The sequence below is a fragment of the Evansella sp. AB-rgal1 genome (assembly GCF_041820985.1).
Taxonomy (GTDB): Bacteria; Bacillota; Bacilli; order Bacillales; family Salisediminibacteriaceae; genus Evansella.
Genome location: NZ_JBGUAU010000021.1, coordinates 60,921 through 82,117 on the forward strand (window position 1 = coordinate 60,921; position 21,197 = coordinate 82,117).

The following is a 21,197-nucleotide window of genomic DNA, read 5'->3' on the forward strand; positions in this document are numbered from 1 at the left end:
CCATGCTATTTTCCCTCTACCCTGAAAATACGCCAGTTAGTGGTAGCTAAACTTATATAGTATGACTAACTTTGTTGGTTTATATTCCATTTGCTACTGCCCCACTCCCTTTCCTGTGGGGAGCTGCCGAGTTATCTTCGAGCTAAAGCTCTGTAGATGTAAGTATTACCCATTTCCTCGTGCATGTTCATTTGTTGCTTGTACTGCTTTTTCTACTATTTTTTGAAATCCTTCTTTTTCAAAAACCTTTAACCCTTCTGCGGTTGACCCACCTGGGGATGCTACTTGTGATATTAGATCACTTGGCTCATATCCTGCTTCTAGCATTGCCGCAGATCCGCTTACCATTTTGGATACTAATGTCCTGGCTTGCTCCTTTGTAACACCATTCTCTATCGCAGCATGCTCTAATGCTTGTACAAAAGAATACACAAATGCAGGGGCACTTCCAGTAATGGCAGTTAAATCATGCACTTGTTGTTCCGTTAATTCTTCTGATTCTCCAATAGCAGATAAAATTGTCTCTATAATAAGTCGATGATCTTTCGTTACATACTGCCCACAAACATAGGTAGAGATAGATTTTCCAATTTGAGCTGCAGTATTTGGCATAATCCAGCAAACCGGAGTTCCTGTTGGTAAACGTTTTTCCATATATGTTGGGTCAATTCCTGCTGCAACAGTAATAATTAATTGATTAGATATTTTGTTTTTCAAGATGTTTAATTGTTCCTCATGTGTTTGTGGTGGTGATGCAAGAAGAATAACTTCGTGATGTTCTATCTCACTTTCCCAATCATCAGAAGTCTGTATTTTATATGTATGTTGCAACCTTTCTAATTTCTCAATGTCTGATCGATTCGTTACCGTTATCTTTCCCGTGGTCCCCTGTTTCTTTACTAGTCCAGAAATAATTGCCTCTGCCATTCTTCCAGCACCAACAATTAATATATTTGCTTGATTCATCTTTTACACCTCATTATAATATCTTTTACCTTTTATAGTTTTTCACAATATCACAGATATATCAAATCTTCTGTTTTGTAACATGCTCTCTCATAGTCTACGTGATCTCTAAATGTCTTGGATATGCCGTGAAAAACCGTGTTTGATTGTGGTACCTACTTTAACTAACTTATTGTTTGAATTTCATTCTGCTCCCCACTAGCATCTTATCTACTATCAATCCCACTCACATGACGATTCCAAAAAAATCAAAGGCGCTCCTGTTTAAAAACAGAAACGCCTTACTTATTAACTAATATTCTCTAATTTCTTTTCAAGTTTTCTCAGTTTTACGATATCTTCATTAGACTTCTCAAATTGTTTTAGCTTTTTCTTTAAGCTCATTTTCGTCCAATGAGTTTCCGTAATACCACGCTGATTTATATAAACTGCGAAGAAATCAATATTACCACTATCATATTTATTCTCATCGTCCATTACTTCAAAATATCGTTCAAATGCTTCCGTTAATGTTACATTCTCAGGAAGAAAATCTCCGTATTTCTCAAGACAAAGGTGGTAATTATTTTCTCTTAGCTTTGTTAAAAACGTATTTAAGAACGTCTCTTCGTTCCCAGTTAATTTATAGCCTTTTTTCTCTAATAACGTTAAAAATACCTTGAACTCACGATTATAAAAGGTATACGTTTTACGCATTTCCTTCGTCATATTCATGTTGATACTCGAAGAACCTTCGGAGCGAGCATGCAACATGTTCAACAATGCCTTATAAGCCTCTGGTTTTAAAAGAAATGTAGGATGTACTGTCCTCAGGTACTTCTCTACCCCTTCATTTAATAGACGCTGTTGCTCTGCTTCCTTTTCCATTCTTTCTAACTGTGCTTTTCTTTCTTGTTCTGCATACTCCATAATTCTTTGCTGTGTTTCTTGTGCCCACACAGCTCTTTTCGCTTCAAACTTCTTCACCAAGTTTTGAAACATGTGCCTCTCCTCCTTCCATAAATATCCGTTTATTCTTTTGCCATATGAAGTGTAACACATAAGAAACAGAAATAAAATAGAGAATAATGAAAAAAACAAAAGAAATGTTACGTTTCTTTGTACATAATCACTTCATATACTACTATATGATGATAAATGAAGTATTTTGGTGATAATTTCGCAGTAAAAAAACTACATTTTATTTTTCCAATAATAACTTTGGTGTTTTTCTCAAAACATGCTACTCTTTAAAAAGAACTGTGCGAAAGTTGGTGCAAGTAAATGAAATATGACGTTATTATTATCGGTGGTGGACCTGCTGGTTTAATGGCCGCAGTAGCGGCTGGTGAATATGGAGCAAAGGTTTTACTAGTTGATAAAGGAAATAAACTCGGAAGGAAGCTAGCCATATCTGGTGGTGGCCGCTGCAATGTAACAAACCGAGCTGCAGTAGAAAACATTATAGAAAATATTCCAGGAAATGGTCGCTTTATGTATAGTCCCTTTTCTGTCTTTAATAATGAAGATATTATTCAATTTTTTGAGAATCTAGGGATTAACTTGAAGGAAGAAGATCGTGGGAGAATGTTTCCCATTAACGATAAGGCAATAACAGTTGTAAATACTTTAATTGATAAAGTGAAAAGCTTAAAGGTTGAAATGAGAAAAGGGACAGAAGTAAAGAATGTTCTTTATGACCAGCATTTGAAACGAGTAAAAGGAATAAAATTGGTTTCAGGAGAAACGCTCGAAGCTCCGAATGTGATTATCGCTGTGGGGGGAAAATCCGTACCTCATACAGGTAGTACGGGAGATGGTTATCCATGGGCAAAAAAAGCTGGACATACGATAACGGATCTTTATCCAACGGAAGTGCCGATTACAGCAAACGATACTTTTATCTCTTCCAAAGAGTTGCAAGGTCTCTCATTGAGGGATGTTCGATTGTCCGTTATAGATCCAAAAAAGGGCAAGCTAATAAAGTCTCATGAAGGGGATATGGTCTTTACTCATTTCGGTGTATCTGGTCCTATCGCTTTACGATGTAGCCAGTATGTTGTGAAAGCGAAGAAGAAGTATGATGTGAAAAACGTACCGTTAGAGTTAGATATATTCCCTCAATTAAACGAAGAACAGGTACTTATCGAAATAGAGAAATTGCTTGAAGAACATTCAAAGAAAGCAATAAAAAATGTTTTGAGTGGATGGATTCCTGAACGAATGATTCCTGTCGTTTTATCCGTATCAGGGATAGATTCATTGCTTGTAAAAACAGAGATATCAAAGGACTCCTTACGTTCGCTTGCTCACTCTATGAAAAGCTTCCCTCTGAATGCGACAGGTACTCTTTCCATCGAGAAAGCATTTGTTACCGGTGGCGGAGTATCTATTAAGGAAATTCAGCCGAAACGGATGGAATCTAAATTCATGAAAGGACTATTCTTCTGTGGTGAGGTGTTAGATATTCATGGATATACAGGTGGTTACAATATAACCGTAGCTTTTTCTACTGGGTATACTGCAGGACAAGCTGCTGCGATGAATATGTGGGAAGAGTGAGTTTTTCCTTTCTATGTAATGAGAGATAGTGCCCCGAAAGCCTGAGCTTTTGGGGTACTTTCTTTAAATAGACGTTGTCCATTTTCGCCCTCTAGCTCCCGTTTTCTCCCGGATTTAACCTGCGACTTTGGTAGGCGCTACTACGGTAGTGCCTACCAAAGTCGTACCTATCAGCCACAAAACCTACCCTACACAAAAAAGGCTCCTCCAATATAATCATTCGCATGACCTTTTGAAGAAGCCTTATTTTATTATCTTAAGAAAATCAAGGAACTAATTAGCTACAATATTAACCAACTTCCCTGGTACTGCAATAACCTTGCGCACCGTCTTCCCTTCAATCTCTTCTTTAATTTTATCAAGCTCCATTGCCTTTTCTTGCAACACTTCTTTACTTGCATCTTTCGCAATTACTAGCTTAGCACGAAGCTTGCCATTCACCTGAACAACTACTTCTACTTCGTTTTGTACTAATAACGTTTCATCGAACACTGGCCATGTTTGATATGCAATCGTATCGGAATGTCCTAATTTACTCCAAAGCTCTTCACTCATATGTGGTGCGATTGGAGAAAGAAGTTTTACAAAACCTTCTAATTGAGACTTAGAAAGTTGCTCTTGCTTGTATGCTTCATTTACAAATACCATCATTTGTGAAATAGCTGTATTAAAACGTAAGCCTTCGAAGTCCTCTGTTACCTTTTTCACCGTTTGGTGATAGGTACGAGTCATCTCAGCTGAAACCTCTCCATCGATTACCTTTGGAGTTAAATTTCCTTCATCAGTAACAATTAGTCTCCAAACTCTGTCTAGGAATCGACGAGCTCCGTCCAATCCATTTGTGCTCCAGGCGATGGATGCATCAAGCGGACCCATGAACATTTCATATAGACGTAATGTATCCGCTCCATGAGTTTCCGTAATATCATCAGGATTTACAACATTCCCTTTTGATTTACTCATTTTTTCGTTATTTTCACCAAGAATCATTCCTTGGTTATATAGCTTTTGGAACGGTTCCTTCGTTGATACTACTCCAATATCATAAAGAACCTTATGCCAAAAACGAGCGTAAAGAAGGTGTAATACCGCGTGCTCTGCTCCACCAATGTATATATCCACTGGTAACCACCGCTTTAATAATTCAGGGTCTGCAAGCTGCTCCTCATTTGTTGGATCAATGTAACGAAGGTAATACCAGCAGCTACCTGCCCATTGTGGCATCGTATTCGTTTCACGACGGCCTTTTTTCCCAGTTTCAGGATCCGTGACATATAACCAGTCTTCGGCATTCGCCAAAGGAGATTCTCCCGTACCTGATGGTTTAAATTCATCAAGGTCTGGAAGCACTAATGGTAATTCTTCTTCCGGAACTGTTTTCATCGTACCATCTTCAAAATGGATAACAGGAATTGGCTCTCCCCAATATCTTTGACGACTAAATAACCAATCACGTAGTCGATATGTTACTTTCTTTTGACCTCGGTTATTTTCCTCTAACCATGCAATCATTTTCGTAATAGCCTCTGCATTTTCAAGTCCATCTAAAAACTCAGAGTTTACATGAGGTCCATCTCCAGCAAAAGCCTCCATCGAAATGTCTCCCCCAGATACAACTTCCTTAATTGGAAGATCAAATGTTTTCGCAAACTCATAGTCCCGTTCATCATGCCCTGGAACTGCCATGATAGCACCAGTACCATAATTCACTAAGACGTAATCAGCTATCCAGATTGGAACCTGCTCCCCTGATACTGGATTTACTGCGTAAGCTCCAGTAAATACTCCTGTTTTCTCCTTCGCTAGTTCTGTTCTCTCTAAATCGCTTTTCGTAGCAACTTTTTTTCGGTACTCTTCCACTGCTGCTTTTTGATCTTCAGTCGTAATTTCAGACACTAATTTATGCTCTGGGGCTAACACCATATAGGTTGCACCAAAAAGTGTATCCGGTCGAGTCGTGAAAACAGTAATAGAATCATCTCTTCCTTCTACATCGAACTGAACATCTGCACCTTCTGAACGACCGATCCAGTTTCTTTGCATATCCTTTAAACTTTCAGGCCAATCTAGTTCTTCCAAATCTTCTAAGAGACGATCCGCATAGGCTGTAATCTTTAACATCCATTGCTTCATAGGACGTCGTTCAACGGGATGACCTCCGCGCTCACTTTTTCCATCGATAACTTCTTCGTTCGCTAATACCGTACCTAAGGCAGGGCACCAGTTAACTGCAACTTCATCAATGTATGCTAGTCCTTTGTTATAAAGCTGAATAAATATCCATTGTGTCCACTTATAATATTTTTCGTCCGTCGTGTTTACTTCACGATCCCAATCATACGAAAAACCAAGGGATTTAATTTGTCTACGAAATGTATCAATATTTTCATGAGTGAATTCACGTGGGTGATTCCCTGTATCTAAAGCATATTGCTCAGCAGGTAATCCAAAAGCATCCCACCCCATAGGATGAAGTACATTGTATCCTTGCATCCGTTTCATACGCGATAAGATATCTGTTGCAGTGTAACTTACCGGATGTCCTACATGTAACCCTGCTCCAGATGGATAAGGAAACATGTCTAATGCGTAAAACTTCTCTTTCGTTGCATCCTCAGTCATTTTAAATGTTTTGTTTTCTTCCCAAAATTTTTGCCATTTTGGTTCCACTTGTTTGTGGTCAAATGTCATCGTCAAAACCTCCTATATGATTATCTAAAGACGACGTAAATCCGGTTTAGTACGGTCCTTACGTTTACGCTTTACTGTACCAAAATACAAAAAGCCTCCCATCCCTAGTGTTATCAAGGGACGAGAGGCTGAATATATCCTTCCCGCGGTACCACCCACGTTAGCGCTCCATATCTGAACGCTCGCTCACACCTGTAACGTAGGCTTTACGTCAAAGATTACTAAGGTTCGTCTGGATAACCTGTTCCTCTTTGCAATTCCAAGGTGAGTTCATCAATCATTATGGTTAACTTTCACCAACCGTTAACTCTCTGACACATCATGATTCATTACTAGTCCTTGTCGTCATCTTTCGACTTATTAATAATTGTAATTACTTGCTATTGTATTCATGCTACATGCAAGTGTCAAGCATGATTATCATTATTTTGTACATTTTTCCAAACAATTAAACATAGAAACTAGGAAGCACGAGACTCCACTTTTTTTCTTGAAAAAGTTTGACCTTCTATTTTTCGATCAAATAGAGCTGTAGTTACGATCGGAATAACAAACATCGCTGCTAAAACATAGAATAATACAGACATACCATAAATATCAGCCAATAAGCCTCCGAAGAACGGTCCAATTAATCTTCCACCAGTTCCAATACTATTTACTATCCCCTGATAAAAGCCTGCTTTCCCCTCTGGTGCCAATTGATGAGCTATCGTAGGGATCGCTGGCCATACAAACATTTCACCAAGCGTCAAAATGATCATCGCCACTAGAAATGCTGTAAAAATCTCTGCTTTTGACAAAACTAAGTAGGCACATGAAAAAATAACAATTCCTACATAAATTTGCGCTTTTAGTGAAGTAAACCATCGAACAATAAAGAATTTAACGAAAGGCTGACAAAAAACAATCATTCCCCCATTAATTGTCCAAAGCAAACTATATTGACTTAATGGAATTCCAAGGTTTTGTGTATGTACGGAAATGGTAGAAGCCCATTGTGTATAGGCAACCCAACAAATGAGGAAACCAATACATAAAACGATAAGTGCATTAAACCTCTTTCTATTTTCCACCACAGCTCCTTGTTCAAATACATTTGTAGTAGTACCTGCTTCTCTTTTTGGTTGCAAATCTTTAAAAAAGAATAAAACGATAATAAAGAAAACAACGTACATTAGTCCATTACCAAAAAAAACAAAGTCAAAACGAAGGCTTGCTAGAAACCCTCCAATTGCAGCACCTGTTGCAACGCCCACATTTTGAGCCACATACATGGCATTGAATGGCTTACGTCCACCTTCTGGCCAAACGGCACCTGCCATCGCATACATACAAGGAACCATCAATCCAGCTCCGAAGCCAAGCCCCATTAAAAGAGCAACATAAGCTATGAACGATTCGTGTAACATCGCTAAAATAAAGGCACTACTTGTAGTAATGGAGAGCCCCATGATTATCGTACGAAAACCACCAATTTTATCAAATAGTTTTCCTCCAATTAAGTTACCGATTATACCTGCAGCCCCATTGGACATAAGGACTAATCCAGCAATGGTTAACGGTTGACCTAATTCTTGACTTATATAAATTGTATTTAAAGGCCATAAAAAAGACGCCCCAGTGACGTTAATAGCCATTCCTATAACAAGTAACCAAATTGCTTTTGGCATTTTAGGCATGAAGATCCTCCTTATTTCGATTCTCTAAGTAAATAGTATGTCATGTTAGGTATTTTATCAATAAATTTTATTTATCAGTTCTCGTCTAGGAGTGACGTATGGTATGGAGTGAAATAGATCTCATCTAATCATGGTGTGAAGTGATAATTCCCTACAATATATTTCCACACCTCCCTCCAAAATGACTATGACAGCAATATTAATGTATGATAGGATTGGAAAAGATTATTTGAAAGCAGGGGAGAAAAGGATGATAGACTTAAGAAGCGATACAGTGACAAAGCCTTCAGAACAAATGAGACAGCTTATGGCTCAAGCCATTGTTGGAGATGATGTTTACGGTGAAGACCCAACTGTAAATGAGTTAGAAACTTATGGAGCACAATTATTTGGAAAAGAAGCCGCACTTTTTGTTACTAGTGGTACACAAGGAAACCAAGCGGCTGTATTAGCACATTCACGTCCTGGACAAGAAATTATCATGGACAAGGACGCTCATTTATTCCTATATGAAGGAGCAGCTATTGCAGCATTTGCTGGCGTGCAACCTCGGATTCTCCCTCACGAGTTCGGTAAAATGAAGGTAGATGATATAGAAGAAGCTATCCGGGCTGAAGATATTCATTGCCCTGAAACAGCACTCATCTGGTTAGAGAATTCTCATAACCGAAGTGGAGGGTCTGTTTTACCAATTGCTTATCTAAAAGAAGTGTATGAACTGGCTCAAACGTACAGAATTCCAGTCCATATGGATGGAGCTAGGATCTTCAATGCGGCTGTTGCAACTAATACATCTGTTAAAGAAATGGCAAACTATGCAGACTCCATTCAGTTTTGCTTGTCAAAAGGTCTTGGAGCACCTGTTGGATCACTTCTTGTTGGAGAAAAATCATTCATAGACATAGCAAGAAAGAAGAGAAAAATGCTTGGTGGCGGATTAAGACAAGCTGGAGTTATTGCAGCCCCTGGATTATACGCACTAAAAACAGGTGTTACGAGACTGCAAGAAGATCATGAAAATGCGAAACTGCTTGCTAGCGCATTAGGAGAGTACACAGAATTAGAGATTATAAATCCTGTAGATACGAACATCATTTTAGCAGATACCACAAAGAGCGGTAAAACATCAGCTGAGTGGTTAAAGCTACTAAAAGATAATAATATTCTTGCTGTGTCTTTTTCACCAACAATTCTCCGTTTTACAACACACGTAGATATCAGCAAAAAAAATATAGATGAAGTGATTACTATTCTTCAAAAATTATGATTGGTTGAAAGGAAGTTCGTATTACTATGAAAGAGCAAATCCCAACTTTTTTTGGTGAAAAACGATATTACACTTGGAATAATCATTTACGGAGTCAATTTGGAGAAAAAATCTTTAAGGTGCCATTAGATGGGGGCTTCGATTGCCCGAATCGAGATGGAAAAGTTGCACATGGAGGTTGTACTTTCTGTAGTGAACGGGGCTCTGGTGACTTTGCTGGAGATCGAAAAGATGACCTCGTTACCCAATTCACTACAATAAAGGAAAAGCTACACCAAAAATGGAAGTCAGGAAAATATATCGGTTATTTCCAAGCTTATACAAATACCTATGCACCAGTAGAACAACTTCGAGAAATGTTTGAAGTTATTCTTGAACAAGAAGATGTTGTAGGGCTTTCTATTGCAACAAGACCAGATTGTCTTCCAGATGATGTTGTGGAATATTTAGCTGAATTAAATCAACGAACGTATTTGTGGGTAGAGTTAGGCCTACAAACTGTGCATGAAAGAACAGCAAACCTAATCAATCGTGCCCATGACTATCAATGTTATGTAGACGGCGTGGAAAAGCTTAGGAAACATAATATTCGTATTTGTTCCCACATCATTAATGGGCTTCCATTAGAAACGAATGAAATGATGCTTGAAACCGCGAAAGAAGTGGCAAAGCTAGATGTTCAAGGGATAAAAATACATCTATTACACTTGTTGAAGAAAACCCCAATGGTAAAGCAATATGAAAAAGGCTTACTACAGTTTATGAGTGCAGAAGATTATATCCAGCTTGTCTGTGACCAACTAGAAGTTCTTCCTCCTTCTATGGTGATTCACCGACTAACTGGAGATGGACCAGCGGATTTAATGATAGGTCCTATGTGGAGTTTAAATAAGTGGCAAGTTTTAAACGGTATTGATTCAGAGCTAAAGAATCGGAACAGTTGGCAAGGAAAATACTACACAGAGGTAAAAGGAGCTATTCTAAAATGAGGCTGTTAGGTATTCTTCCTTTTGCGAGAGAGCTTTTAACAAGAGCTGTGTACCACGGTGACATTGTAGTGGATGGCACCGCTGGTAATGGTCACGATACATTATTTTTAGCAAACTTAGTTGGAGAACACGGGAAAGTATATAGCTTTGATATTCAAACTACCGCCATTGATGCGACTCGAAAAAGGCTTTCGGACCATCAAGTATTGGATAGAGTAGAGCTGATTCATGACGGACATGAAAACATAGATAAACACTTCTTACCGGATCATGCTCAACAGGTAGCCGGGGCTATTTTTAATTTAGGGTACTTTCCTGGTGGAGATAAAGAAATTGTTACTACTGCAGAAACAACGATATCCGCGATACAACAACTATTACACTCTTTAAAAAAAGAAGGAATATTAGTACTTGTCGTTTATCATGGTCATCCAGAAGGACAAAAAGAACGAGATGAACTGTTACCATTTGTTCAAAGCCTTCCTCAAGAACAATATCATGTATTGCAATATGGATTTACGAATCAAAGAAATAATCCACCGTTCATTATTGCTATTGAAAAAAGATAGAAAGAGTAGCGTGAAAACTGTCACGCTACTCTTTTACGTTCCACTCTTCGTTCGATAGATCCATCCGTTTATATAGAAAAATAAAGTAGGTGCTCCACCACTGCGGATGAACTCCCTCCCTTTTTTCCTAAGTTTAGGATCTTTCTTCACCTTATCATCTGCTAAATAAATCGCTAATAAACCATTACTAATTAATCGATGAAATTTTGCATGGGGCATGTCCTTCATTCTTTTGTCTGCTTGAAAATAAAAGTACTTCATCCGCTCAATCATTTCCTCTTCATTTTTATAATAAAAACAGAAGTTTAAATCTCCCCCTAGTCTGTCTTCCTCTTGATCAATAAAATAATCCATTAAAATATGTATTCCTTGAACCCATGGGAAGTAACCCATTTTTATTTTTTCAGCTAACTCTACAGAGAAATTAGGTAAACTGGCAGAATACGCAGTTAAACAGAAAATCCCTAATGTGGAACCGCAACTTGCAGAAAACTCATACCACGTCATTTGCGGTACTTTATGTTTATGTTCTTCAAACCAAGCTTCAAGTCGTGGGACACGTTCTTCTACCTTCACATGCTTATGAACTTGTAGGTCACTGTATAGTTCAGCCAACTCTACATTTGCTGCTTGAACAACAGAATAGCTGGGAAAACTCTTGATGCATTCTTGACAAGTAGTCACAAGTGCGGCCAAATACCCTCCATCATCTTGCTCATTTCTATATCGATAGTAGTTTTCCAGCTCACTATTAGGATTTAACGCAGCAGGCATAGATTCATGTAAAGCCCGAAAATCCGTTGGATCAAGAGAAGTGCTTCGATCACATAGATTATCTAAATAATCACTAATCGTTTGATAAGCAACAATAAACTTAATGACGTCTTCTCTTCTATCCCCTGCCAATAGGCTATAAATGGCACCACCTTCACAGTGAAATGTCTTTGTCTCAATGCTTGCTAATGCTTGCTGCCTTAATTCCGGATTTGGAATAGCTTCTGCTCGTTTTTTCCATTCATTTAGGTACTCATGTACTTTCGGAAGCACTTTTTTATAGACTTGGTACATTAATGACCAAGAATTTGTTGGTATCTTCACTTTCCTTCTCTCCCATCTTCCGTTCAATTGCTCTTACTCCCTCTAAAATTTATAGAGTCACTGAAAACGAGAGTTACGTATTTTCAGTGACTCTGGTTTTAAATATGATCTTAGAAGGATTTACTTTCTAAACCCTTCCGTCTACAAAAAACGGTCACTACTTTTAATAATAGTACTTACTTTATCATGTCAGCTGAATAGTAACAAATGCTAGGAGGTGTGCAAGAACCTTATTTTTCTCAGGCTCGTTCAACACTTCGTGATACAACCCATCCCATTCTTTATAATATTTATCATGAATAGGAAGTTGATTAAACCAGGGAGTGACATTTTCTTTATTCACAATCAAATCATTTCCTCCTTGAGTCACAAGTAGCGGAATGTCTGGAAAGTCTCCTACACGATTGTGGGCATTTTTCATCGCTTTTACAAGTTCTCTATACCAACGAACACTTACATGTTTAATTAATCGGTTGTCACCTAAATCGCGTTTCCTCATCACCTCATCCCTAGTTCCAGAACCTGGAGCAAGCCCAGATGGAAATCGAAGACTTGGAGATACTACATTTAATGTTTTCGTTAGAGCTTTTTTTGAAAAACCAGGATCATTCACTAATCCTAAACATGGGGAAGATAATACCACAACATTAGGTAATTCTTCCTCGTCCATGGTGAGAAGTGTGTTGATAGAAATTAAGCCCCCCATACTATGTCCGAGTAAAATGATAGGTAAATCGTACTTCCTTGCCTCTTTAAGCCAGGTATTTACTACTGTAATATAATCTTGAAAGGAGGTGATATGACCTCTAGGTCCTTCCGTTGTTCCTTGTCCAGGTAAATCCCCCATTATCACATGATAGTTTAATTGGTTTAACTTCTTAATCACCCACTTATACCGAACATGATATTCACCTGCACCATGCACAATAACAAAAACACCTTTTGGTTTCGTTGCTTCCCACTTCCACATATATATACCTCCCCGTATATTACTTTCTTTACTTACTATATTCTAATTTTTTACATATACTAGTCAAGTGACATCATAATGACATTTCTAAATCAATTTTTTATAGGCTACCCTGAAAATATTGGTATCGTACTATGTAGTAATACTAACTTTGTTGGTTTGTATCCATTCGCTCCAGCCTGCTCACTTTTCTGTGGGGAGTTGTCGAGCCACCTCACGACTTCGTCGCTACAGTGTCTCGTTAAATTCCGCTCATTCATATATAGTTGTGAGTACTAACCAACTTCTAGTCAGCGTATTTTCATCCTTCATGGTGCAATTTTCAGTAGCCTTCCAGGCAAGTGGAAAAAATCAAGCATTGTCCTTTAACGTAGCCTTTTGATAAAATGTGAAAAAAGGAGGATTCAAATAATGATATACCCTTATAAAGATAAACACCCAGAAATAGATGAGTCTGCTTTTATTGCGGACGGAGTAGTGATAACCGGAGATGTTTCTATCGGTGAAAAATCAAGTGTTTGGTTTAATACTGTAATTCGTGGAGATGTAGCACCTACACTCATTGGCAAGCATGTAAATATACAGGATAATTCTGTGTTGCATCAAAGTCCCAATGCACCATTAGTACTAGAAGACGGTGTTACGATTGGCCATCAATGTATATTACATAGTTGTGTTGTAAAAAAACATGCTCTTGTGGGAATGGGATCAACTATTTTAGATGGTGCAGAAATTGGTGAAAACGCATTTATCGGGGCCGGTAGTTTAGTTTCACCGGGCAAGAAAATCCCCCCGAGAACATTAGCGTTTGGTAGACCAGCGAAAGTAGTTAGAAAGCTAACAGATAAAGATATAATGGAAATGGATCGTATTCGAAGAGAGTATGTTGAAAAAGGACAGTATTATAAAACTTTACAAAAATAGTTGTATTTATTATGACAGGAAAAGGGAGTATCTATGGATACTCCCTTTTTCATTACTTATTTTGAAGCCCTTAACGCTTGTTCTTTTAGAGTTGCTGCTTTATCTGTTTTTTCCCACGGAACATCTAAGTCCGTTCGTCCGAAATGCCCATATGCTGCCGTTTGTTTATATATTGGACGGCGAAGGTCCAACATTTTAATGATTCCTGCAGGACGTAAATCAAAGTTATCTCGCACTACATCAACCAAGATTTCTTCGGAAACTGCCCCTGTTCCAAACGTATCAATGGAAATAGACACAGGCTGTGCTACACCAATAGCATAAGCTAATTGTACTTCACAACGATCCGCAAGACCAGCGGCCACTATATTTTTCGCAACATATCGTGCTGCATATGCTGCTGAACGGTCTACTTTTGTAGGATCCTTCCCTGAGAAAGCTCCTCCACCATGGCGAGCATATCCACCATAAGTATCAACGATGATTTTTCTTCCTGTTAATCCAGCATCTCCTTGGGGCCCACCAATAACAAAACGCCCAGTAGGATTGATAAAATATTTAGTGTTTTCATCAATTAATTCAGCTGGCACAATTGGTTTGATTACATGCTCTTTTAAATCAGCTACAATTTGATCATTTGTCACTTCTGGATGATGCTGTGTTGAAATAACAATTGTATCAATTCTTTTTGGTTGATTATTTTCATCATATTCAACCGTTACTTGTGTTTTTCCATCAGGTCGTAAATAACCAATCGTTTCTTTTTTCCTCACTTCACTTAAACGACGAGAAAGTTGATGTGATAATGAAATTGGAAGAGGCATTAGCTCCGGTGTTTGGTTATCAGCGTAACCAAACATTAAACCTTGGTCCCCAGCACCAATTGCTTCAATTTCGTTATCACTCATTTGTCCTTCACGAGCTTCCAATGCTCTATCAACACCTTGAGCAATATCAGGTGATTGCTCATCAATCGATGTTAATACAGCACAAGTTTCATAGTCGAAACCATATTTTGCTCTTGTGTAACCAATTCCTTTTATTGTTTCACGAACAATCTTTGGAATATCTACATATGTGCTTGTACTTATTTCACCCGCGACTAAAACAAGGCCTGTATTTACAGATGTCTCACAAGCTACACGAGCGTTCGGATCTTTGGTTAATATTTCATCTAAAATGGCATCAGAAATTTGATCACAAATTTTATCTGGATGCCCTTCTGTTACTGACTCAGAAGTAAATAAACGACGTTTTTCTGCCACAGTACGTACCTCCTTATTTCTTTTCCCATTTAGGATATGTTTATTGAAGCGACGGTACTCGTTTCCCAGCAGAATGGTACTAATCGATAATCAGACTTCACCAATTTTTATTATAAAAACAAGCAATAAAAAAGCCTTTTCCAAGTGAGGAAAAGGTAATCCCATTCGCCTTTCTCCTCTTATCGCTCAAGACATATTTGTATATATGTCTTGCAGGTTAGCACCGTTCACCTTTTTTTCGTAGGTGATGGTTGCTGGGCTTCTTCGGGCCTGTCCCTCCGCCATCTCGGAATAAGAGTATCCATCCATTCGCAAAAAGAATAACTGATTTCCTATGAACTGTCAACCAATATTATCCTATATGGCTCGGCAAGCAATCTTCTCATACATATATTTCAAATGTATTTTCTATTAAATGATTACGAAATTTTCCCTTCATACTTATCTTTAGTTTGTAATTAGATGGATAATTCATTCAGGTAAAATTATACAAAGAAAAAACGAAAAAAACTATGATAAAACAGTTACAAACCTCCAACAATTAGTATATACTAATTTTATATTAACGTTATACTAATTAAAGTTTAATATCTTATATAAGATATTCAGTGTAACTAGAAGGGGTGAAAAAATGAGTACAGTACAATTTGAACTGGAATTAGAACGCTTATTGCAAAGAAGTGATAAAGTTTTCTATGATTTGCCTGTTGCTCAATTAGTTGAAAGGGCACTAGTAAGAAAGGAAGGGATTCTAACTTCTAGTGGAGCATTTCAAGCTACAACCGGACAATATACTGGTCGTTCACCAAAAGACAAATTTATCGTCCATGAACGTTCCATACAAAAAAATATTGAATGGGGAAAAGTAAACCAACCAATATCCTCTGCTCATTTTGAGCGTCTATATTCTAAAGTGTTACACTATTTGAGTAAAAAAGGAGAATTATTTGTCCGCCACGGATATGTAGGTGCAGATAAAAAAAACAATGTTTCCCTTAGAATTATCAATGAACTAGCATGGCATAATTTATTTGCTAGACAATTATTCATCAGACCTTCCGAAGAGGAATTATCAACGTTTCTCCCTGAGTTTACTATCATTTCTGCACCTGGTTTTAGTGCAGACCCAGTACATGATGGAACAAATTCTGAAGCTTTTGTTATTATTTCTTTTGAAAAGAAAACAGTTTTAATTGGTGGAACAGAGTATGCAGGAGAAATGAAGAAATCCATATTCTCTGTTATGAATTATCTATTACCTGATCAAAACGTTCTTCCAATGCATTGTTCAGCCAATGTTGGAGAAGAAGGAGATGTGGCACTATTCTTTGGTTTATCTGGAACTGGTAAAACAACACTTTCTGCCGACCCTTATCGAAATTTAATTGGTGATGATGAACACGGTTGGTCCACAACTGGTGTGTTCAATATCGAGGGTGGTTGTTATGCAAAATGCATCAACTTATCACCAGAAAAGGAACCACAAATCTATAGGGCATTGCGGTTTGGTTCAGTATTGGAAAATGTAGTAGTGGATGAGAAAACAAGGGAAGCAAATTATGGTAACACTTTTTATACAGAAAATACTCGTGCAGCTTATCCCATTGAGTCCATTCCCAATGCTATAAATCCAAGTATTTCTGGTCATCCTAGCACTATTATTTTTCTTACTGCAGATGCATTTGGAGTGCTTCCTCCGATTAGTAAATTAACGAAGGAACAGGCGATGTACCACTTTTTATCGGGATATACAAGTAAGTTAGCTGGAACAGAGCGGGGTGTTACAAAACCAGAAGCTACCTTTTCCACATGTTTTGGTGCACCATTTCTTCCTCTTCCTCCATATCGATATGCGAGTATGTTAGGTCAGAAAATATCAGAGCATAATGTGGATGTTTTTCTTGTTAACACCGGATGGTCTGGTGGCCCTTATGGAGTGGGGAAAAGAATGGATTTAGCCTATACTAGAGCAATGGTTCGAGCTGCTTTACAAGGAGAATTAAATACGGTTGAAACTACAAGGGACCCAGTGTTTGGACTTCATATTCCTGCACATTGTCCTGGTGTTCCTGATGAATTATTACAGCCTATGAAAACATGGAAAAATAAAGAGGATTATAAGGAAAAAGCCCTGCTCCTTGCACAAAAATTTCAAACTAACTTTGAACAATTCTACTCTGTATCTCTTGCTGTGAAAAATTCTGGACCGAATATATAAATAAGAAAAGCGCAATGCGCCCTCTCAGGACCGAAATGCAAATGTTCTGGACAATAAAAAGTGCTTTTTACTTTTTAATCGGCCAGGTTATTTGACACGAGGTCCTGGCGCATGGAGCTAGACACCTTTCTAAGTTCAAAAAAATTTTATAAATTCTTATCCTTTAATAAAATGGTAGGCATCCCCAGTGCCTACCACTTTATCCTTTGCTCCTTTTTTCCACCTTTCTCAGCCAGGCAGTTACCTCCCTTGTAATAGCTAACTGCTCTTTCACTAACAATGTGTGACCTACCCCATCGAATAACCAACTTTCTACATCCTTCTTTTCTTCATTTAATTTATTTTCCAATAAGATGGCATGTTGTAAACCTACACTTTTATCATCTTTTCCGTGAACTATTAAGATAGGACAATTCATACTTTCTGTATACATAATTGGTGATCGTTCTAAGTACGCTTCTATGTTTTTTTCCGGTGATCCACCTGTAACTTTTCTTAACATTTTACGTAAGTCCGGTCGCTCTTCATAAGTGAAAGCTAAATCTGACACTCCCCCCCAGGTTACCATTGACGTTGCTTTTCTCTCCTTACAAACAAACGCTGCCATCATACCTCCTCGAGAAAAACCAACAACATGGATATACTTCGTTACATTTCCCCTGCTGTACAACACATCGTATGCAGCTATGGCATCTACTCGGTCTTCCCCTCCAAAATCCTCCGTACCTTCCCCGCCTAAGTTACCGCGATAAAATGGTGCAAATACAACGAAACCTTCTGAAGCATATTGAGTAATTCGCGATATTCGAACCATCCCAACATGACGGATTCCTCCACGTAAGTATAAAAGCCCAGAATAATTCCCTTTTTTCACAGGTTCCAACAGGTATCCTTTAACTTTTAACTCCCCTGATTTGTATGTAACGATAGAAAGTTTTAAGTCTTCACTAGGGGAAGGGATTACTGTTTCATCAAGTATTAAATCATCCATGAATACGCACCTTTCCGTTTATGACTACATTTAAAATAACATTTTTTCTGTTCTGAATCACATTTTATGATCTTTCTTCATAATTTATCACATCAGCGTATACCTATTCTTTTCAGGAGGGAAACAAAAATGAAATTGGTGAAATACGGGTTATTAATTTTTATTTTATTAACAACTGCGTTTTTAGCTGCGTGTAGTTCAGATAATGATGATTTAACAGAAGTTAGAGTAGGGGAGGTTACTAGATCAATATTTTATGCCCCACAATACGTAGCGTTATCCCAAGGTTTCTTTGAAGATGAAGGTCTTGATGTAGATTTGACGACTACATGGGGTGGAGATACGACAATGACGACACTCCTATCGGATGGAATTGATATTGCTCTTGTTGGGGCAGAAACATCCATTTATGTATATGCTCAAGAGGCAAATGATCCCGCGATTAACTTCGCCCAACTAACACAAACGGATGGAACATTCCTTGTATCACGAGAACCTGTTGAGAACTTTGAGTGGGATGACTTAAAAGGAAGTACATTTCTTGGTCAACGTGCTGGTGGTATGCCGCAAATGGTTGGTGAGTTTGTGTTAAAGCAACATGGAATTGATCCCCATAATGAGCTTGAATTAATTCAAAATATCGACTTTGGGAATATTCCTTCTGCCTTTGCATCAGGTACGGGAGATTACGTTCAGCTATTTGAACCACAAGCAACTCAATTTGAGGAAGATGGAATTGGTTATATCGTAGACTCCTTTGGAACTCAATCAGGTAACATTCCATATACTGTGTATATGGCAAAAGCAAGTTATTTAGATAAAAACTCAGAGACAATTGAAAAATTCACAAGAGCACTATATCGTGCACAACAATGGGTGCAAGAACAACCGGCAGACGTTGTAGCGAAAGCTATTGTGGATTATTTTGAGGATACTTCTTTAGAAACAATTGAGCAAGTTGTAGAACGCTACCGTGATCAAGGATCTTATGCTGAAGCACCATTATTGCAAGAAGAAGCATGGTATTTACTTCAGGAAATCATGGAAGAAGCTGGAGAGTTACCAATGGAAGTTCCATATAGTGATTTGGTTGATACTGATGTTTCAACAAAAATTATGAATGAATAAATAAACTGACTGTTGCCTACTTGCCCACTATGAAGGGATCATAGTGGGCGGGCAACGTCTAGGAACATTCAATATGAGTCAGAAGAAATTCTGATTCAGTTAGGAGGTTACAATGGCTTTTTTACAGCTAGATAAAGTGGATAAAACCTTTTTTTCAAAGGATACTTTTTCAGAAGCTATTAAAGATATTTCTTTTTCCGTGGAAGAAGGAGAATTTGTCTCACTAATAGGGCCAAGTGGATGTGGGAAAACCACCCTCCTATCATTAATTTCTGGGCTAATCTTACCCACACGAGGGTCAGTCCAGTTAGATGGGAAGGAAATTAAAAAGCCTACCCCTGAAACGGGTTATATGTTACAGCAAGATTATTTATTTCCATGGATGACCATTGAAGACAATATTACCCTTGGATTAAAAACAATGGGAAAGCTGACAAAAGACTCAAAAGAACATGCTTTGTATCTATTAGAGGAGATGGGATTAGGAGATAAATTGAAAGAGTATCCTACCCAATTATCTGGGGGAATGCGCCAAAGAGTTGCACTTGTTAGAATGCTTTCTACAGATCCAAAATTATTGTTGTTAGATGAGCCATTCTCAGCTCTAGATTTTCAAACAAAGCTCAAACTAGAAGACCTTGTGTTTTCAACAATTAAAGAGCATCAAAAAACGGCTATACTTGTTACTCATGATATTGGTGAAGCAATTGCAATGAGTGACAGAGTTGTATTACTTGGACATAGTCCTGGGGAAGTGCAGCGTATTTTTAATATCCCTGAGGATATACGATCCAAATTACCTTTTGAAACAAGGAATCACCCAACATATAATGAAAGGTTTCAAGAGGTATGGAAGGAGTTGGAGTCCCTTGAAAAGTAATATTCAGCTCCATAAAGATTATACGAGACGACTTCTGAAGGAAAAAAGATATATTCGATTAACTCAAGTGGCGATCCTCATTTTCTTCTTTGCATTTTGGGAAGTTGCTACTGCAAATCGGTGGATAGATCCGTTATTATTTAGTTCTCCATCAAGAGTTTGGGATCTGTTTTTAACAAGAATACAAGATGGAAGTTTATTTACACACACTTCTGTCACCTTGTTTGAAACAATATTAGGTTTTTTACTCGGTACCATTCTAGGAACAATGATGGCTGGTATTCTCTGGTGGTCACCATTTTTATCAAGGGTATTGGATCCTTATATTGTGATTTTAAATTCGATGCCAAAAGTAGCCCTTGGTCCTATTTTAATTGTTGGTTTAGGACCAGGTTTTACTTCTATTATCGCAATGGGGGCTTTAATATCTGTTGTAATAACAACAATGGTCGTTTACAGCGCATTTAAAAATGTTGACGAAAATTATTTAAAAGTTATAAAGTCTTTTGGTGCAACAAAAAAGCAATCGTTCTTCTCTGTTATTCTTCCTGCCTCTTACCCAACCATCATCTCTACGTTAAAAGTTAATGTAGGTTTAGCTTGGGTAGGTGTCATTGTTGGAGAATTCCTTGTGTCAAAGCAAGGCCTCGGCTACATGATCGTATACGGATTCCAAGTATTTAACTTCACGATGGTAATGTTATCACTTATCATCATCGCTATCCTTGCAACCATCATGTACCAGCTAGTAGAGCTATTAGAAAAGAAACTGATTACCAAACACCAACAATAGAGAGGAAAGAACATTTGAAGCCGAATGATGTGTAATCTTAGCGGGGGAAATATACGAAGACTCCGGCGTGCGGGATAAAAAGGCAACGGTGAGACCCAAGGAGTGCTAAAGCACTAAGCGGCTCACCAGCCACCCTCGGAAAATGAAGTAAATTTCCGTAGCGAATAGTATACATTTCGTCGGATTTCTCCGGTGATATAACAATCTTAGCCCAGCCACTTTGCAAGT

Annotated in this window: 17 protein-coding genes, 1 riboswitch and 1 other annotated feature; of the genes, 9 read left to right on the forward strand and 8 right to left on the reverse strand. The window is 38.0% G+C overall.

Going from position 1 to position 21,197, the window contains the following annotated elements; translation table 11 throughout:
- Positions 1 to 165 precede the first annotated feature (165 nt).
- Together proC and ACERII_RS17430 are read right to left on the reverse strand one after the other, a co-directional pair.
- Positions 166 to 966, reverse strand: coding sequence for a pyrroline-5-carboxylate reductase (proC, locus tag ACERII_RS17425; RefSeq protein ID WP_373644025.1), 801 nt, complete (start codon positions 964 to 966; stop codon positions 166 to 168).
- A 288-nt stretch (positions 967 to 1,254) separates the two neighbouring features.
- Positions 1,255 to 1,947 (reverse strand): hypothetical protein, encoded by a 693-nt coding sequence (locus tag ACERII_RS17430; protein ID WP_373644026.1) that lies wholly within the window; start codon positions 1,945 to 1,947, stop codon positions 1,255 to 1,257.
- 282 nt (positions 1,948 to 2,229) lie between these two features.
- Here ACERII_RS17430 and ACERII_RS17435 point away from each other — a divergent pair, with 282 nt between their 5' ends.
- A complete protein-coding gene (locus ACERII_RS17435; RefSeq protein WP_373644027.1) occupies positions 2,230 to 3,507 on the forward strand; it encodes a BaiN/RdsA family NAD(P)/FAD-dependent oxidoreductase in 1,278 nt (425 codons plus the stop codon).
- A 273-nt stretch (positions 3,508 to 3,780) separates the two neighbouring features.
- Here ACERII_RS17435 and leuS read toward each other — a convergent pair whose 3' ends face one another.
- Positions 3,781 to 6,198 (reverse strand): leucine--tRNA ligase, encoded by a 2,418-nt coding sequence (leuS, locus tag ACERII_RS17440; RefSeq protein ID WP_373644028.1) that lies wholly within the window; start codon positions 6,196 to 6,198, stop codon positions 3,781 to 3,783.
- A 113-nt stretch (positions 6,199 to 6,311) separates the two neighbouring features.
- Positions 6,312 to 6,553: a binding site (T-box leader), on the reverse strand.
- 106 nt (positions 6,554 to 6,659) lie between these two features.
- Positions 6,660 to 7,868, reverse strand: coding sequence for an MDR family MFS transporter (locus tag ACERII_RS17445; RefSeq protein WP_373644059.1), 1,209 nt, complete (start codon positions 7,866 to 7,868; stop codon positions 6,660 to 6,662).
- A gap of 259 nt (positions 7,869 to 8,127) precedes the next feature.
- Here ACERII_RS17445 and ltaE point away from each other — a divergent pair, with 259 nt between their 5' ends.
- Genes ltaE through mnmM form a run of 3 tightly spaced genes read left to right on the forward strand, consistent with a single transcriptional unit; the run spans position 8,128 to position 10,702 of the window.
- Positions 8,128 to 9,144 (forward strand): low-specificity L-threonine aldolase, encoded by a 1,017-nt coding sequence (gene ltaE, locus ACERII_RS17450; RefSeq protein ID WP_373644029.1) that lies wholly within the window; start codon positions 8,128 to 8,130, stop codon positions 9,142 to 9,144.
- Positions 9,145 to 9,170: 26 nt separating this feature from the next.
- Entirely contained in the window at positions 9,171 to 10,133 is a 963-nt protein-coding gene (mnmL, locus tag ACERII_RS17455) for a tRNA modification radical SAM protein MnmL/YtqA (RefSeq protein WP_373644031.1), read from the forward strand.
- The gene (gene mnmM, locus ACERII_RS17460) at positions 10,130 to 10,702 is read left to right on the forward strand and encodes a tRNA 5-(aminomethyl)-2-thiouridylate-methyltransferase MnmM (protein WP_373644033.1); all 573 of its coding nucleotides are present in this window, start codon (positions 10,130 to 10,132) and stop codon (positions 10,700 to 10,702) included. Before mnmL ends, mnmM begins: the two co-directional genes overlap by 4 nt.
- Positions 10,703 to 10,735: 33 nt before the next feature.
- Here mnmM and ACERII_RS17465 read toward each other — a convergent pair whose 3' ends face one another.
- Entirely contained in the window at positions 10,736 to 11,800 is a 1,065-nt protein-coding gene (locus ACERII_RS17465; protein WP_373644034.1) for a tetraprenyl-beta-curcumene synthase family protein, read from the reverse strand.
- A gap of 184 nt (positions 11,801 to 11,984) precedes the next feature.
- On the reverse strand, positions 11,985 to 12,770 hold the full coding sequence (locus ACERII_RS17470) for an alpha/beta fold hydrolase (protein WP_373644035.1): 786 nt from the start codon (positions 12,768 to 12,770) through the stop codon (positions 11,985 to 11,987).
- 411 nt (positions 12,771 to 13,181) lie between these two features.
- Between ACERII_RS17470 and ACERII_RS17475 the strand changes: the two genes are divergently transcribed.
- Positions 13,182 to 13,694 carry a gamma carbonic anhydrase gene (locus ACERII_RS17475; protein WP_373644036.1) on the forward strand — a complete coding sequence of 171 codons (513 nt, stop codon included), beginning with the start codon at positions 13,182 to 13,184 and terminating at the stop codon, positions 13,692 to 13,694.
- Positions 13,695 to 13,750: 56 nt separating this feature from the next.
- On the opposite strand, the gene metK is transcribed toward ACERII_RS17475, so the two are convergent.
- A complete protein-coding gene (metK, locus tag ACERII_RS17480; RefSeq protein WP_373644037.1) occupies positions 13,751 to 14,959 on the reverse strand; it encodes a methionine adenosyltransferase in 1,209 nt (402 codons plus the stop codon).
- A gap of 176 nt (positions 14,960 to 15,135) precedes the next feature.
- A riboswitch (SAM riboswitch) is annotated at positions 15,136 to 15,257 on the reverse strand.
- 333 nt (positions 15,258 to 15,590) lie between these two features.
- On the opposite strand from metK, the gene pckA reads away from it, so the two are divergent.
- Entirely contained in the window at positions 15,591 to 17,177 is a 1,587-nt protein-coding gene (gene pckA, locus ACERII_RS17485; protein ID WP_373644039.1) for a phosphoenolpyruvate carboxykinase (ATP), read from the forward strand.
- A 199-nt stretch (positions 17,178 to 17,376) separates the two neighbouring features.
- Here the strand turns inward: pckA and ACERII_RS17490 are convergent, their stop codons facing one another.
- On the reverse strand, positions 17,377 to 18,168 hold the full coding sequence (locus ACERII_RS17490; RefSeq protein ID WP_373644040.1) for an alpha/beta hydrolase family protein: 792 nt from the start codon (positions 18,166 to 18,168) through the stop codon (positions 17,377 to 17,379).
- Between the two features lie 129 nt (positions 18,169 to 18,297).
- On the opposite strand from ACERII_RS17490, the gene ACERII_RS17495 reads away from it, so the two are divergent.
- The 3 genes from ACERII_RS17495 to ACERII_RS17505 all read left to right on the forward strand — a co-directional run bounded on the left by ACERII_RS17495 (position 18,298) and on the right by ACERII_RS17505 (position 20,969).
- The gene (locus tag ACERII_RS17495) at positions 18,298 to 19,296 is read left to right on the forward strand and encodes an ABC transporter substrate-binding protein (RefSeq protein WP_373644041.1); all 999 of its coding nucleotides are present in this window, start codon (positions 18,298 to 18,300) and stop codon (positions 19,294 to 19,296) included.
- A gap of 112 nt (positions 19,297 to 19,408) precedes the next feature.
- A complete protein-coding gene (locus ACERII_RS17500; RefSeq protein WP_373644042.1) occupies positions 19,409 to 20,176 on the forward strand; it encodes an ABC transporter ATP-binding protein in 768 nt (255 codons plus the stop codon).
- On the forward strand, positions 20,166 to 20,969 hold the full coding sequence (locus ACERII_RS17505) for an ABC transporter permease (protein WP_373644043.1): 804 nt from the start codon (positions 20,166 to 20,168) through the stop codon (positions 20,967 to 20,969). Before ACERII_RS17500 ends, ACERII_RS17505 begins: the two co-directional genes overlap by 11 nt.
- Positions 20,970 to 21,197 lie beyond the last annotated feature (228 nt).